The sequence below is a fragment of the Lentibacter sp. XHP0401 genome (assembly GCF_025751535.1).
Taxonomy (GTDB): domain Bacteria; phylum Pseudomonadota; class Alphaproteobacteria; order Rhodobacterales; family Rhodobacteraceae; genus Lentibacter.
In genome coordinates this window covers 151,846-164,130 of the sequence record NZ_JAOWLC010000003.1, presented here as the reverse complement: position 1 = coordinate 164,130, position 12,285 = coordinate 151,846, and the positions used below count along the sequence as shown (strand labels likewise).

The 12,285-nt window shown below is 54.1% G+C and carries 16 protein-coding genes and 1 tRNA gene; 7 read left to right on the top strand and 10 right to left on the bottom strand.

What is annotated here, in order from left to right:
- The first annotated feature begins 71 nt into the window (after positions 1–71).
- A tRNA-Leu gene (locus OE750_RS05635) sits at positions 72–157 on the top strand.
- Positions 158–771: 614 nt separating this feature from the next.
- Here OE750_RS05635 and OE750_RS05630 read toward each other — a convergent pair.
- The 9 genes from OE750_RS05630 to OE750_RS05590 all read right to left on the bottom strand — a co-directional run bounded on the left by OE750_RS05630 (position 772) and on the right by OE750_RS05590 (position 6,897).
- Positions 772–1,122: a hypothetical protein gene (locus OE750_RS05630; protein WP_263762332.1), complete on the bottom strand. Its 351-nt coding sequence runs from the start codon at positions 1,120–1,122 to the stop codon at positions 772–774.
- Between the two features lie 93 nt (positions 1,123–1,215).
- On the bottom strand, positions 1,216–1,740 hold the full coding sequence (locus OE750_RS05625) for a hypothetical protein (protein ID WP_263762330.1): 525 nt from the start codon (positions 1,738–1,740) through the stop codon (positions 1,216–1,218).
- Positions 1,741–1,822: 82 nt separating this feature from the next.
- On the bottom strand, positions 1,823–2,224 hold the full coding sequence (locus tag OE750_RS05620; protein WP_263762327.1) for a helix-turn-helix domain-containing protein: 402 nt from the start codon (positions 2,222–2,224) through the stop codon (positions 1,823–1,825).
- Positions 2,225–2,273: 49 nt separating this feature from the next.
- Entirely contained in the window at positions 2,274–2,447 is a 174-nt protein-coding gene (locus OE750_RS05615) for a hypothetical protein (protein WP_263762325.1), read from the bottom strand.
- Between the two features lie 93 nt (positions 2,448–2,540).
- On the bottom strand, positions 2,541–2,828 hold the full coding sequence (locus OE750_RS05610; protein WP_263762323.1) for a hypothetical protein: 288 nt from the start codon (positions 2,826–2,828) through the stop codon (positions 2,541–2,543).
- A 112-nt stretch (positions 2,829–2,940) separates the two neighbouring features.
- Entirely contained in the window at positions 2,941–3,135 is a 195-nt protein-coding gene (locus OE750_RS05605) for a helix-turn-helix transcriptional regulator (RefSeq protein WP_263762321.1), read from the bottom strand.
- A 78-nt stretch (positions 3,136–3,213) separates the two neighbouring features.
- Entirely contained in the window at positions 3,214–3,897 is a 684-nt protein-coding gene (locus OE750_RS05600) for a hypothetical protein (RefSeq protein WP_263762319.1), read from the bottom strand.
- Positions 3,890–5,059, bottom strand: coding sequence for a tyrosine-type recombinase/integrase (locus OE750_RS05595; RefSeq protein ID WP_263762317.1), 1,170 nt, complete (start codon positions 5,057–5,059; stop codon positions 3,890–3,892). The genes OE750_RS05600 and OE750_RS05595 overlap by 8 nt, the downstream gene beginning before the upstream one ends.
- Positions 5,060–5,241: 182 nt before the next feature.
- Positions 5,242–6,897: a thiamine pyrophosphate-binding protein gene (locus tag OE750_RS05590; RefSeq protein ID WP_263762315.1), complete on the bottom strand. Its 1,656-nt coding sequence runs from the start codon at positions 6,895–6,897 to the stop codon at positions 5,242–5,244.
- Between the two features lie 150 nt (positions 6,898–7,047).
- Between OE750_RS05590 and OE750_RS05585 the strand changes: the two genes are divergently transcribed.
- The 6 genes from OE750_RS05585 (at position 7,048) to OE750_RS05560 (ending at position 10,855) form a co-directional block, all read left to right on the top strand.
- Entirely contained in the window at positions 7,048–7,662 is a 615-nt protein-coding gene (locus OE750_RS05585) for a ribonuclease D (RefSeq protein ID WP_263762313.1), read from the top strand.
- A gap of 30 nt (positions 7,663–7,692) precedes the next feature.
- Positions 7,693–8,307 (top strand): LPS export ABC transporter periplasmic protein LptC, encoded by a 615-nt coding sequence (gene lptC / locus OE750_RS05580; protein WP_263762310.1) that lies wholly within the window; start codon positions 7,693–7,695, stop codon positions 8,305–8,307.
- 3 nt (positions 8,308–8,310) lie between these two features.
- Positions 8,311–8,796, top strand: a complete 486-nt coding sequence (locus tag OE750_RS05575; RefSeq protein WP_263762308.1) for an LptA/OstA family protein — start codon at positions 8,311–8,313, stop codon at positions 8,794–8,796.
- The gene (lptB, locus tag OE750_RS05570; RefSeq protein WP_263762305.1) at positions 8,783–9,550 is read left to right on the top strand and encodes an LPS export ABC transporter ATP-binding protein; all 768 of its coding nucleotides are present in this window, start codon (positions 8,783–8,785) and stop codon (positions 9,548–9,550) included. Before OE750_RS05575 ends, lptB begins: the two co-directional genes overlap by 14 nt.
- Before the next feature lie 225 nt (positions 9,551–9,775).
- Positions 9,776–10,345, top strand: coding sequence for a ribosome hibernation-promoting factor, HPF/YfiA family (hpf, locus tag OE750_RS05565; protein WP_263762302.1), 570 nt, complete (start codon positions 9,776–9,778; stop codon positions 10,343–10,345).
- 45 nt (positions 10,346–10,390) lie between these two features.
- On the top strand, positions 10,391–10,855 hold the full coding sequence (locus OE750_RS05560; protein WP_263762631.1) for a PTS sugar transporter subunit IIA: 465 nt from the start codon (positions 10,391–10,393) through the stop codon (positions 10,853–10,855).
- Between the two features lie 3 nt (positions 10,856–10,858).
- Here OE750_RS05560 and OE750_RS05555 read toward each other — a convergent pair whose 3' ends face one another.
- Positions 10,859–12,283 carry a nodulation protein NodH gene (locus OE750_RS05555; protein ID WP_263762300.1) on the bottom strand — a complete coding sequence of 475 codons (1,425 nt, stop codon included), beginning with the start codon at positions 12,281–12,283 and terminating at the stop codon, positions 10,859–10,861.
- Positions 12,284–12,285 lie beyond the last annotated feature (2 nt).

Here is a 12,285-nt window from a genome sequence, read left to right as displayed (position 1 = left end):
TTGCCAGCAAAACTCTTTGAATCCCGTTGACAGCGCCTTTGCCCGCCCTTAAAGCGCAGGCATCGACACCTGCCCAGGTGGCGGAATGGTAGACGCGCTAGCTTCAGGTGCTAGTGTCTGTATGGACGTGGAGGTTCGAGTCCTCTCCTGGGCACCACTAAACTGCAAAAAACCATTGTAAATCAATGAATTATTGGTTTTCCGATCTGACCAGTCCACCTTATAGTCCACCTTTTGACTATCGCTCAACAGTGGCAAACAAGCACCTTTCAGAATGTTTGAATCGTGGATGTGCGCATTGGGCTTACCCCCATCGGTCCCAATTCGAGTGCGTTTAACTTCTTTACCGCCCCCGTCTTTTCGTCTTCAAACTGACATCGTGAAAAAGTTGCTATCCCCTGCGGTCCAGTATTTGACACGCTCAACAATACATCCCCCCTGCCTCTAGGACGGCTCTTGCAACACCGCGTTTGCATAGCTGCGCAACAAAGAACCCACACGTCGAACCTCTCGCATTTCTTTGGTTCGCTTACCGTGACGATAATTTGGATGCCTTGCCCCACTTGGCGCGCCACCGCCAGCGCCGTGCAAGCGGCAAACGTTCCACCCTTTCTTAGAAGGGCATTTGCAGCGTTCACGGGTAGATTTGGCTATGGCGCTGCATCTGGGGGCGTTCCAAAGCCGCTTGCAACGATCTACGCCTATATCACTATTCACAAATTGGTGCTCTGCATGAAGACAGGAAAGGAATTTGACAGAACTGACAACGGCTCATTCGCACATCAATGACGGTTCTTTAAAATCGACTACGGTAAACGAATCTTGTGCGTTGGGTTTTGCAAAAATCGTATACACACACTCGTAGCTATGGATGCCGCCTCCATAGGTTGTCGCTGTGGCGTATGCGCCTGAGCCATAGACGACCGTATTGCTAGGAGTCGTATAATAGGAATCCTTATTCCACTGAAACGCCACGCGTCCATCTGGAAGCTTAAAAACGTTACTCGGTGCCCCGTGTTCGAGCATAACTTCGGTTACATCTTTTCCTACATAGCTTTTTAAAATTTCAGACGCACAGCCCGAAACCATAACAAATACCAGCACTCCAAATAGTTTTTTCATAATAGTAAATCCTTCGCAATTAGCGTGTAGCTAACCATAGGGAGCGTTCCAGTGTCTATAGACGAGGCCAATTTAGGGTTTATGGGGTTAGCGTCAGTTTTCAATGTCGGCCCTCCCCCCGTGGGTCACATCACCGACAATCGCTTGCCCGCCTTCATGGACAGTTACACGCTCCACTCTAACCACCTGCTGCGCCTTGGCGCGGTATTTCTTGAGCGCGTCGATCTGCGCTAAATATGTTCGACTAAGGCGGGTCATAGAGCGTTCATGTGTTTCCCTTAAATGGCTGTTTGTTGCGTCGATAGCCCGGGATGCCATTGAAGTCATCAAGGCATGGGTTGCTGTCATCTGTGCGACAAGCATGGCCTCGATAGCATCGCGGGGTTCCAGTTCGGCAAAGATTGAAACTGCCAAGGTGCGATAGCACGCGCCATTTTCGCCCAGCGCATTTAGGGCCGATGTCAAAACACCTTTTGCCGCGTCTTGTGTTTTCATGCCCATGAGTTCTTCAAACGAGAACCCGTCTTTGCAGGTGACGTTTAGCTGTCCATCTTTGCTATCGCCAATTTCGGGATAGTCGCGAATCTGCTTTGTTGTCTTTGGTGTTGTTACTGCCATGCCGTTGCCTCGCTATGAGTGGTTACTATTAGTGTTCCGTTCCAGAACCCAAGCAGGGTGCCAAAAATGCTCTGACGGGTTCTCAGGTGGACCCATTGTCGCGCCTCTGGTTTTGAAACGGAACCACCGCCGAGCCTGACGGGTCCGCCTTAGAACCGTGTTTTGTTTTTCCACGCCAGTTGCGCCAATCATGCGTTGGCACTTCTTTACCCTTGGGGCGTTGCATCGGCTTAACCGTCAACCGCCAATCATGGGCGCGGCGAGAATACCAATTCCCCTCAGCCTCCAACGCAATGAAGCCTTTGGCTTGTAGCTCCACAAATGCCCGCTGCACCGTTGCCTTGCCCAAGCTGAGAATTTGCGCCGCCTCATTCATAGACAGATGCAGCTTGCCGTTGTTGCCGCCGTTGTATCGGGTGTGAAGTTCCAGCCAAACTTTGATCGCCGCGCCAGACAGTGAACGCCAAGCTTTCGATTTGAGCATGGCATAAGGTAGAGGGGCATATTGCCCCTCCTTTGATCTTTTTCCATTTCTAGCCATTACGCCCACCCTTGGCGACAAGCGCCAGATAGACGCGCACGGCGACGATTTGGCTACGGCAACCGCCTAAAGATACCCAGGCCGCTTCTGTGGCCGCGCCAGCGCCTTTGCGACCCCTAACGTGCCATGCCTTGCCCTTCGGTGTTAGCTTGAAACTTTCAAACATCGTGAACACCTCCGAAAAACAGATCGACATAGAGACGGGCTTGCGCCTCAGAGATACCAAAGCGGCGTTGAAGGCGGGTAATGCGTAGGGAAGTCATTGAGCGGCCTCCCCTTGGCCCAGCGCCTTAGCTGATGGTGGAAGGCGCAGCGCAGCGCGGTCTGCATCTGGCTTGAGGCTATAGAAGGCCACGTTGTCGGGTGAGCGATAGCATGTCTGAATCGGCCAAGCATAGTCGGCTTTCAAGCGGTGGATAATCGCGCCGAGACGCCAGCCGCGCACCTCTCTGATTTCAGTGACATGAGAGATAGTGCGCCCGTCCAAGAGCGCCTTGCAGGTCCAGAAAACCTGTGTTTCGCCTGAGTAGAATTGATTGTTTTTCATGTTGTGGTCCTTACGGTTGATGCCGCAAGGCGCTGGGCGTAGAGTGAGAACATTCCTGCTACGGAAAACGCTCCACCCACCGCCCATGCACCCTGCATGGCGGGGGGTGAAGTTATGCGTTTGCACGGGCTTGTAGGGTCGCGTCGATTTCGGCTTCATTCCAATAAAGGCGAGAACCGATTTTTACGGGCTTGGGCAAGCGTCCCAGATCAACGTCACGGTAGATCGTGGTTCGGCCACGTCCGCCGAGTTTGGCTTGAAGGTCGCGAAAAGAAAGATAGTTAGGTGAATTGTAATCATATTGCATGGTAGCGCTCCTTGTTGGTGCACTACAAAGTACTAACTAGCCTCAATTTGGTCCAAAGAGGGCTTCTTACATACCCCTCTAGCGAGGTTGCTTAATGACCCCTAGATCGATCAGGTACTTTTCAGTCATAAACCCGCTGGCAAGAGCGCAACGACGTCGAAACTTGGTGTAATTTTTGTGTTTGAACCAGTCGCGGATGGTGTTGAACGAATAGGGATGTCCAAATTCATCGGCAAGTTGCGACATCAAATCCGCCGCACTATTAGGTTCATCATAGTCTTGTCGCGTAATATCGAGACCAAACAAGTCGTGAGCCATTTGGCATGCAGAATAAATCTGCCATCGTAGAAATAGATTTGTAATTCCGCCACCTTGCTGTTTCGGCCTGGATTCATCTCCATTTAGCAGTCTCGCCGCAAAAGCCCTTAGTGATGCAGGCATTGGTGCGCCATTCCAAACATTTGCAAATGCTATCATTTTTGCCGCATCAAACGCGTCTGGACTTTTAGAAGCCTGCCCCACAAGAATATTTGCAGCATCATCTGTGACGCGATAAAATAGTGTTCTTGGATTTGGCATCACGGTCTCAATCCCATAGGAAATCTGAATGCCGAATTGTGCCATGGTCAAATCTTTCCACATAGCAATCGGAACCCCCAATGTTTGTTCAAGCTCAATTGCGGCCTCTGAAAAATAGACCCAAGCTTGTTCAAATGCAGTGCGGTCTGATGTGGGGTCAAAGAGAGGTGCTAACTTATCCAATTTGAATGACCTTAGATCGCTTTGCGCCCAAAAGGTGACCCCACCGCTCCATAAGAACCCGCCGCTGTTCTAGATAGTCGGTGCGCCGATAGGCCAGCTCCACAGCGCCACCTGAGACATGGCCCAGACATGTTTCTGCCACTTCACGCGGCGTGTTCGTAGCTTCTGCGGTCCAGTCACGGAACGATGAACGGAAACCGTGTGGACGCTCTGCCATGCCGCGCCTGTCCATATATCGGGCCATTGTGGCGTCAGAGATAACGCCACGCTTCACGCCAGCAAAAAGGAACCCGTCACGCGCAAAGGGCTTGGCTTGCTCGATCACCGCCAAGGCTTCGGTTGATAGAGGCACCCTAAAGTCGCTTGTCGCGTCCTTGCGGCCTTTCATGGCTTCTGCGGGTATAGTCCAAACATCGCCCTCGATCTGGTCTAAGTTCATAAACCGAAGTGGCTTAGATCGGACCGCCGTTAGGATTAACAAGCGCAGCGCCAGTTCAGTGACGGTTCCTTGGTCTAATGATTGGTAGAAGGCTGGCACGTCCTGCCAATGCAGAGCGGGTGTGTTCTCTGTTTTGTGGCGTTGCTTGCCCAAAAGCGCCTTGGCCTTTTCTACCGCTTGAATATCCACGTCCAAGCCCAGCGCTGCGGCGTGTTTAATACAGATGCCAAGACGGTTCATAGCCTTGCGCGCCGTTTCTGCTTTGACATGCCAGATCGGGGCCAGCGTATCGCGGATGTCGCGTTGATCTATTTCGGAAACGGGCAACTTGCCAAGCTTGGGAAGTATGTGCAGTTCAAGCGGCGAAAACCACCGCCCCGCCTTCCCATCGCCTTTCAGTTCGGCTTTGCGGCTTTCAAATGCATCAAGAGCAATGTCGGTTAGAAGGTGCATGTTGCGTTCTGCGGCGCGCTGGGCGGCTTGGCGTTGCTTGATAGGGTCTTTGCCTTGCTGAGATACCCTGCGCCACTTGTCGGCCTCTAGCCGCGCCTCTTTGAGTGAAACGCGCGGATAGGCTCCCAAGCCCATTTCTCTGCGGCGTCCATGAACGTGAACGCGCAGCACCCATTTGCCGCCGCCGTCATCGTTTTTGAAAATCCACAATCCGCCGCCGTCCGAAAACTTCCCAGCGCTTGCCGCTTTCACGGCCTGAGCGGTTAGCATTGTTCAATGCCCTTGTCATTCAGTCCACCTTCTGGTCCACCCTCAACATATAGTATGGGGTGGTGCCCCTTGGAACACCAAAATGCACTAGATGCCTTAAAAATATGGGAAACCTTGTTCTAGCGGTATACCGTGAAACCCCAAGATATAGATATTCAATGCCTCTCCTGGGCACCATCTTCCTATATTTCTTCCAGTCTGATCTTTGGCGAAAGCGCTGCGGGGTCCATCTTCAAATGGATCAGTGCGGGCTTGTTCGCTTGGCGCGCTTCAGCAAAAGCTGTTTCGAATTCGGCATTGCTTGTCGCGGTCGCTCCATAGCAGCCGTAGGCCTTGGCAATCATCGCGAAATCAGGGTTCACGAGGCTCGTTCCGGAGGGGCGCTTGGGGTAGTGCTTTTGCTGGTGCATGCGGATCGTCCCGTACATTCCGTTGTCGCAAACCAGTACGAGAATATTCGCGCCATATTGAGCGGCTGTGCCAAACTCCTGCATGACCATCTGGTAGCAACCATCCCCAGCAAGGCAGACAACCTCTTGCTCAGGCCGCTCCAGCTTTGCCGCAACAGCCGCAGGCAGGCCATATCCCATCGAGCCGCTCGTAGGTGCAAGCTGGGTTCGCCAGCCGCGGTAGCGGTAATAGCGGTGCAACCAAGAGGCATAGTTTCCCGCACCGTTCGTCAGAATAGCATCATCGCCTAGCACCTTGTTCAGATGACCGATGACCTGCTCCATCTTGAGCGCGCCGGGTGTTTCATTGGGCTGCTGCCACGCCTCGTAAGCCGCGCGCGCTGCCTCTACATCTGACGCCCGCTTGCCTCGTGCCTTATCTGCCACAGCCAGAAGCTGCTGCACAATCTCGGCAGGCTTTGCCACAACGCCCAGTTCCGGCCGATAAACACGGCCAATCTCGCTGGCGTCAGGATAGATATGAATGAGGCTCTGTTCCGGTACGGGTGCGTTCAAAAGTGTGTAGCCACTTGTTGTCATTTCGCCCATGCGTGCGCCCAGAACAAGCAGTACATCAGCCTCTTTCACCCGCTTTGCCAGCGCCGGGTTGATTCCGATACCCACATCACCTGCATAGTTCGGGTGGCGGTTGTCCAGATAATCCTGACAGCGGAAAGACGCGCCCACAGGCAGCGCCGCTGCTTCTGCAAACTTGCCCAATGCCTGCGCGGCCTCAGCCGTCCAGCCGCCACCGCCCACAACAATCATAGGCCGCTCTGCCGCTGCGAGCCGCTCGGCAATCGCCTGCACATCGGCGTCAGAAGCCTTGCCTGACACAAGCGCCGCCTTCGGCGCGATGACGGCCTGGCCAACAGAAGAAAGCATGTCTTCAGGCAGAGACAGAACAACAGGGCCGGGCCGCCCGTTCTGGGCTACGTGAAAAGCATGGCTCACATATTCGGGGATACGGTCGAGCCGATCAATCTCGCCAACCCACTTGGCCAGCGGACCAAACATCGCGCGGTAATCCACCTCCTGAAAAGCTTCTCGGTCACGCTGGTCGCTCGCCACTTGCCCGATGAACAACACCATTGGCGTGCTGTCCTGAAAAGCCACATGCACACCCGAAGAGGCGTTCGTCGCCCCTGGTCCGCGGGTCACAAAAGCCACACCCGGTTTGCCCGTCAGCTTGCCATGTGCTTCAGCCATCATGGCAGCGCCGCCTTCTTGACGAGCGACGATCGTGCCGATCCCCGATTCATAAAGCCCGTCCAGTGCGGCGAGGTAGCTTTCGCCCGGAATACAGAACACACGGTTCACGCCTTGCGCCTCCAGTGCCTCCACAAGTATCTGCCCGCCATGGCGCGTACTGTTGGATTTTGTGTTCATCTTGCCGCTCTCCTTGCTGCTTTCGGGCCACCGTAGCCAGAGTTTCAGGCTAAGGAAAGAACCCTCTGTTGGCTTGATCTCGCCGCTCAGGCGAGTATGACAAGATAGACAGCGCCAAGACAGCGCAGGCAAGTTCAGAAGGTGCACCACATGACAAACCACCTCTATCAAAACGACCTTCCCGATGGCCTCGATCTTGGCCCAATCGTTGCGATTGATTGCGAAACCATGGGCTTGCATCCGCACCGCGACAGGCTTTGCGTTGTGCAGCTTTCTTCAGGCGATGGTCACGCACATCTCGTGCAAGTTGCTCTCGACCAGACAGAAGCGCCCAATCTCTGCGCCATGCTCACCAACCCAGATGTGCTCAAGCTCTTTCACTACGGCCGCTTTGATATTGCGGTGATGCAGCACGCTTTCGGAGCGCTCACAGCGCCTGTTTACTGTACCAAAATTGCCAGCCGCCTAGTCCGCACCTATACAGACAGGCACGGACTCAAGAACCTTCTGCAAGAGTTGCTCAACGTAGATATTTCCAAACAGCAGCAAAGCTCTGACTGGGGCGCAGAAACGCTCACCAAAGCGCAGGTTGAGTATGCTGCTTCCGATGTGCTGCACCTTCACAGGCTGCGTGAGAAGCTTGATATGATGCTTGCTCGTGAAGGTCGAACCGACCTTGCGCAAGCGTGTTTCCGCTTCCTTCCCGCACGTGCGATGCTCGATCTGGAAGGCTGGCCGGAAACCGATATCTTTGCCCACGCATAACGCGCCTAGGCGCAGGAGGGCTTAGAGCATATGCAAAGCCATATCGACAGACATACAAAGCTGGTGGCGTGGGCCAAAATCATTCTGCCCGTCATTGCTCTGGCGATGCTATCGACCTTGTTTCTGCTTTCCAAAAGCGTTGATCCTGTCTCGACTATCCCGTTTTCCGAAAGCGATCTGGCCGAGCGCACCCAAAGCCAGCAGATATCGCAACCCGAGGTTTTCGGCGTCACCCCGCGCGGTGATCTGATCTCGCTGCGTGCCGCCCTTGCACGCCAAAACAGCGAGGACAAAGATCTGATGGAAGCTGAAGATGTTTCGGCCCAAATCAAGCTCAGTTCGGGGCAAACCGTTGATTTATCCTCAACAAAGGCCGTTCACAATTCGGGCGCTGGGGTTGTTACCCTCACTGGCAGGGTTCAGGCGGCAACCAGTACAGGCTACAAGATCGCGGCCTCCACGCTTGTTATCAGCCTCAATGAACTACAAGCCGAAAGCAAAGGTCAAATCACGGGCGCGGGCCCCGGATTCACATTTGAAGCGGATCAAATGACACTTGAGGTTCCCAAAGGGGAAAAAGATGCGCATATTCTGCTAAAAGGCGGGGTAAAGCTGGTATACACTCCGCCGAAAGATGAGGAATAGATTTTGCGCTTTGGTTTTTTGATAGTCACATCACTCTGTGTTGCACTGGCTGGCCCTGCGATATCGCAAGGCGCAAACATTGCCTTTGGCAACATCAAACAAGACACAAGCGCGCCTGTCGAGGTTTCAGCCGACAACATGGATATCAACCAGAACACCGGCACAGCCGTTTTGACGGGTAATGTTCTCATCGGTCAGGGCGCCATGCGCATTTCGGCCAGAACGGTGAGCATCGTCTACAACTCCGACCGCTCACAAATTTCTCAGCTTAACGCGTCTGGCGGCGTCACGCTTGTGAGCGGTGATGATGCAGCGGAAGCGGCGACAGCCGAATATAATGTGGATTCTGGCCTGATCCTTCTGTCTGGCAACGTGCTTTTGGTGCAAGGTCAGGCGGCCATCACAGCCGACAGGATGCGCGTTGATACAAGTGCAGGAACCGCGCGCATGGAAGGCCGCGTAAAGACGGTGCTTGATGTCAAAAACTGATGCTCCCTCCCTTTCCGTGACAACAAGCCAAACAGGGCTGCAAGTGCGCAACCTGCGAAAAAGCTACAAGCGCCGCCCCGTTATCCGCGATGTCTCGCTCGATCTGAAGCGTGGCGAGGTTGTGGCGCTGCTCGGCCCCAACGGCTCGGGCAAAACAACCACATTCTATGCCATAGCAGGTCTGGTGCAGGCCGAAGGCGGCCATGTGATTCTCGATGGTGTCGATGTTACCGATCTGCCGATGTATCGCCGCGCGCGCCTCGGCATCGGCTATCTGCCACAAGAGATGTCGATCTTTCGGGGTCTCTCGGTAGAAGACAATATCGCCGCGGTCCTTGAGGTTGTTCAGCCCAATCGCCGCGAGCGCGCCAAAAAGCTTGAAGAATTGCTCTCCGAATTCTCGATAGAACATTTGCGCCGCGCGCCTGCCATGGCTCTTTCGGGCGGTGAGCGGCGGCGGGTCGAGATAGCTCGCTGCCTTGCCGCAGAGCCATCCTATCTTCTGCTTGATGAGCCATTTGCCGGGGTTGATCCGATTTCTGTAAATGATATCCGCAGCCTTGTGGCCGACCTCAAGAAGCGCGGTATCGGCGTTTTGATCACAGATCATAACGTGCGCGAAACATTGGAAATCGTTGATCGCGCTTATATTTTGCATGATGGAACCGTGCTAATGTCAGGTGCGCCTGATGAAGTCGTTCAAAATGAAAATGTTCGCCGCGTTTACCTTGGCGATAGCTTCCGTATTTCCTGATTCTTTACGTCAATCTGTTGTTTCGGTTGACAATCCATGGCCTCGTGGCCTCAAATCAACTTATGGCTAATCGTCTATTTGCTTTCTGTGATGGTCGTTCTGCATTTCTTGCAGCGGCCTCGCTCATGCTGGCGAAAAGCCTTAACTCCGGATGAATTCACACAACCAATGGCCGCATCGCGCGGCCCTAATCTGTGATTTGTCCCAAATAGAAAAGGATATGAGATGCGCTACCAAATCAGTGGAAAGCAGATCGACATTGGCGAGGCCCTTCAGACCCATGTGAAAGAAGAGCTTGGTGAAGCTGTCGCCAAATATGCCGAGCGGCCTGTGGAGGCCTTGGTGATTTTTTCCAAGAGCGGTCACGAGTTCAACTGTGAATCTACCGTGCATCTTTCGACAGGTCTCACCGCTTCAGCCAAAGCCAGCGAGAACGAGATCTACGCAGCGTTCGATAGTTGCTGCGAGAAAATGGAAAAACAACTTAGGCGTTATAAGCGGCGCTTGAAAGACCACCATAAAGATAGGGTGGAGCCTGTTGAACTTTTCGGCGCGTCCTCGTATATCCTCGCTTCGGATCATGAAGATCAGGAATCTGAACCGGATTCACTGCAACCGATGATCATCGCTGAGATGGAGACTAAAATACAGTCGCTCTCTGTTGGTGAAGCTGTTATGCAGATGGAACTTTCCGGTTCTCCCGTTCTGGTTTTCCGTAACGAAAGCAAAGACGGTCTCAATGTCGTATATCGCCGCGAAGACGGCAATATCGGCTGGATTGACCCAGGTAAATAACAGGCGCATTTCTTGCCAGCGCGTCTGTGGAGCAGTAGGCGCATGATGGAAATGTCTTCTTTGTTGAAGCCCGAGGCGGTTAGGGTTTTGTCCTCCGCCTCGAGCAAGAAACGCCTTTTGCAAGAGCTTGGCGAAGTGGCCGCGTCTGTATATGGCATTGATGCGGCCATTGCCGTTCGCGCCCTTCAAGAGCGCGAAAATCTCGGGCCCACGGGCGTTGGCAACGGTGTTGCCTTGCCTCATGCCCGCGTTGACGGGCTTGAAAAAGTCCTTGGTGTCTTTGTCTTGTTGGAAAAACCCATCAACTTCAACGCCGTTGACAAGGAGCCTGTCGATCTGGCCTTTGCCTTGTTTGCGCCAGCCGATGCGGGTGTCGAACACCTGAAAGCGCTTGCCAAAGTCAGCCGCGCGCTACGCGATCCTGGTCGCTGTGCCAAGCTGCGCTCCAACAAAAACGCTAGCACACTCTATACGATCATCACGGAAGATCTGAGTAAGCAGGTCGCCTAGGCGTTACTTCCAACTGGAAAACCCGAAAACAAGATAGTCGCGCTGATAGGCCTCAGCCACGCGTGCCTCGATTTCTTCGTCGTAGATATCGCTCAGCTCAAACGGCGTGTCTGGCGCAGGTGCAACAAGCGGCACATCGCGGCTCACGCCGACCTGCATCGCTACAGCGGGCAAATAGGCTTCAAGCTCGTCTTCACGCAGAACAAAGTCAGGTAGCGCAAAATTGCCCATTCCTTGCAATATTCCCGCCTGCGTGCCCCATGACGCATCGGCGCGCACGGCCGTCTGATCCGAGACATTGGCCTTCACAAAATCAAGGAACGCCAGAAAAGCGGCGCGATGCTCGTCGCGGGTCCAGTTGTCATCCGGTGCATCTTTTGGGATGGGCAGCTTGTGAACGCGTCGCAAGGTGCGTCTGATCTCGGTAAAACATTTCGGCCCCTTGTTCAAAATCCGCTCACAAAACGCATGGTGTGCACGCGGCGCAGGGTGGCGCAGCACGCTGAAAGAGCGGTGGCCCGAATTGCCCCGCATCCATTGGCGTAGGGTCTTCTGTGAAAAACCGGTCTGCAACTCGGCCTTGCTCACCCCGTCAAGTGCGGCCATCCATTGGCAAATCTCTTCCTCGGGGGCCGAGCGCACAGGTAAAAAGAGAAGCGGGGTGTTTGCGCAAGCCACATACCCGGGCACTGCCGCACCGCGCCGCGCCTCAAAGTTAGGGGTGCGGGTCAGGCCAAAATGATCTGTTCTCGCCAGCGCCGCTTCCATTTCCTCAAAGTTTTCGACTTTCTCGCTCAGCGACTCGGGGTTCTGGCGCTTCAGGTTTCGGTCAAGTCGCTCTAGCTTATCTGGCTGCTCAAGAAAGGTCGCAAGGCCGTTCATCACTTCAACATCCTGCAGGTCTTCATAGGCCACATAGAAAGCCGTCTGCCCTGTGGTCTGCAACGCCTTCATCAACCGCAGTTGAAACGCCTGAAGCGCCTTCAGATGGGCGTCAAATTCTTTCAGGTCAAACGTGGCTTTCGCATCCTTGCGCTTGGCCACATTGGTCAGCTTCCACTGCCCCGTCTCCTGCGCGATCTTCCAGCTGACATAGCTTTCAACAGGGTTGCGTGTGAGGATAATCTTGGCGCAGCGTGCGTCGTTCAGAATGCTTTCAAGCACCCTTGGTTCGTGATCATGGAAAAAGCGGAAGCCCGCCAGCCCTTGAGCATTCTTTACAGCATCAATAAGCACATGCGGCTCAGCGTTGCGCGCCGCTTCTGTCACGCCAAGGCAGTCCTCGCGGTTAGGATATCCGATGAAATGAGGGTTGAACGCTTCGCCCAAACAGCTCAACGCCGGGAAGCCGTTGATGTTGGCTTCCAGAAAGTTCGAGCCTGTGCGCATCTCGGCAAACACAACAAAATAGTCAAAGCGTTTGCTCATAG

What these genes read in the sequence shown, in the direction of transcription:
- OE750_RS05630 (WP_263762332.1), bottom strand. Translation starts at nt 1,122, where the DNA reads ATGAAAAAACTATTTGGAGTGCTGGTATTTGTTATGGTTTCGGGCTGT.
- OE750_RS05615 (WP_263762325.1), bottom strand. Translation starts at nt 2,447, where the DNA reads ATGTTTGAAAGTTTCAAGCTAACACCGAAGGGCAAGGCATGGCACGTT.
- lptC (WP_263762310.1), top strand. Translation starts at nt 7,693, where the DNA reads ATGCAAAGCCATATCGACAGACATACAAAGCTGGTGGCGTGGGCCAAA.
- hpf (WP_263762302.1), top strand. Translation starts at nt 9,776, where the DNA reads ATGCGCTACCAAATCAGTGGAAAGCAGATCGACATTGGCGAGGCCCTT.
- OE750_RS05560 (WP_263762631.1), top strand. Translation starts at nt 10,391, where the DNA reads ATGGAAATGTCTTCTTTGTTGAAGCCCGAGGCGGTTAGGGTTTTGTCC.
- OE750_RS05555 (WP_263762300.1), bottom strand. Translation starts at nt 12,283, where the DNA reads ATGAGCAAACGCTTTGACTATTTTGTTGTGTTTGCCGAGATGCGCACA.
- OE750_RS05605 (WP_263762321.1), bottom strand. Translation starts at nt 3,135, where the DNA reads ATGCAATATGATTACAATTCACCTAACTATCTTTCTTTTCGCGACCTT.
- lptB (WP_263762305.1), top strand. Translation starts at nt 8,783, where the DNA reads ATGTCAAAAACTGATGCTCCCTCCCTTTCCGTGACAACAAGCCAAACA.
- OE750_RS05625 (WP_263762330.1), bottom strand. Translation starts at nt 1,740, where the DNA reads ATGGCAGTAACAACACCAAAGACAACAAAGCAGATTCGCGACTATCCC.
- OE750_RS05610 (WP_263762323.1), bottom strand. Translation starts at nt 2,828, where the DNA reads ATGAAAAACAATCAATTCTACTCAGGCGAAACACAGGTTTTCTGGACC.
- OE750_RS05620 (WP_263762327.1), bottom strand. Translation starts at nt 2,224, where the DNA reads ATGCTCAAATCGAAAGCTTGGCGTTCACTGTCTGGCGCGGCGATCAAA.
- OE750_RS05595 (WP_263762317.1), bottom strand. Translation starts at nt 5,059, where the DNA reads ATGCTAACCGCTCAGGCCGTGAAAGCGGCAAGCGCTGGGAAGTTTTCG.
- OE750_RS05590 (WP_263762315.1), bottom strand. Translation starts at nt 6,897, where the DNA reads ATGAACACAAAATCCAACAGTACGCGCCATGGCGGGCAGATACTTGTG.
- OE750_RS05585 (WP_263762313.1), top strand. Translation starts at nt 7,048, where the DNA reads ATGACAAACCACCTCTATCAAAACGACCTTCCCGATGGCCTCGATCTT.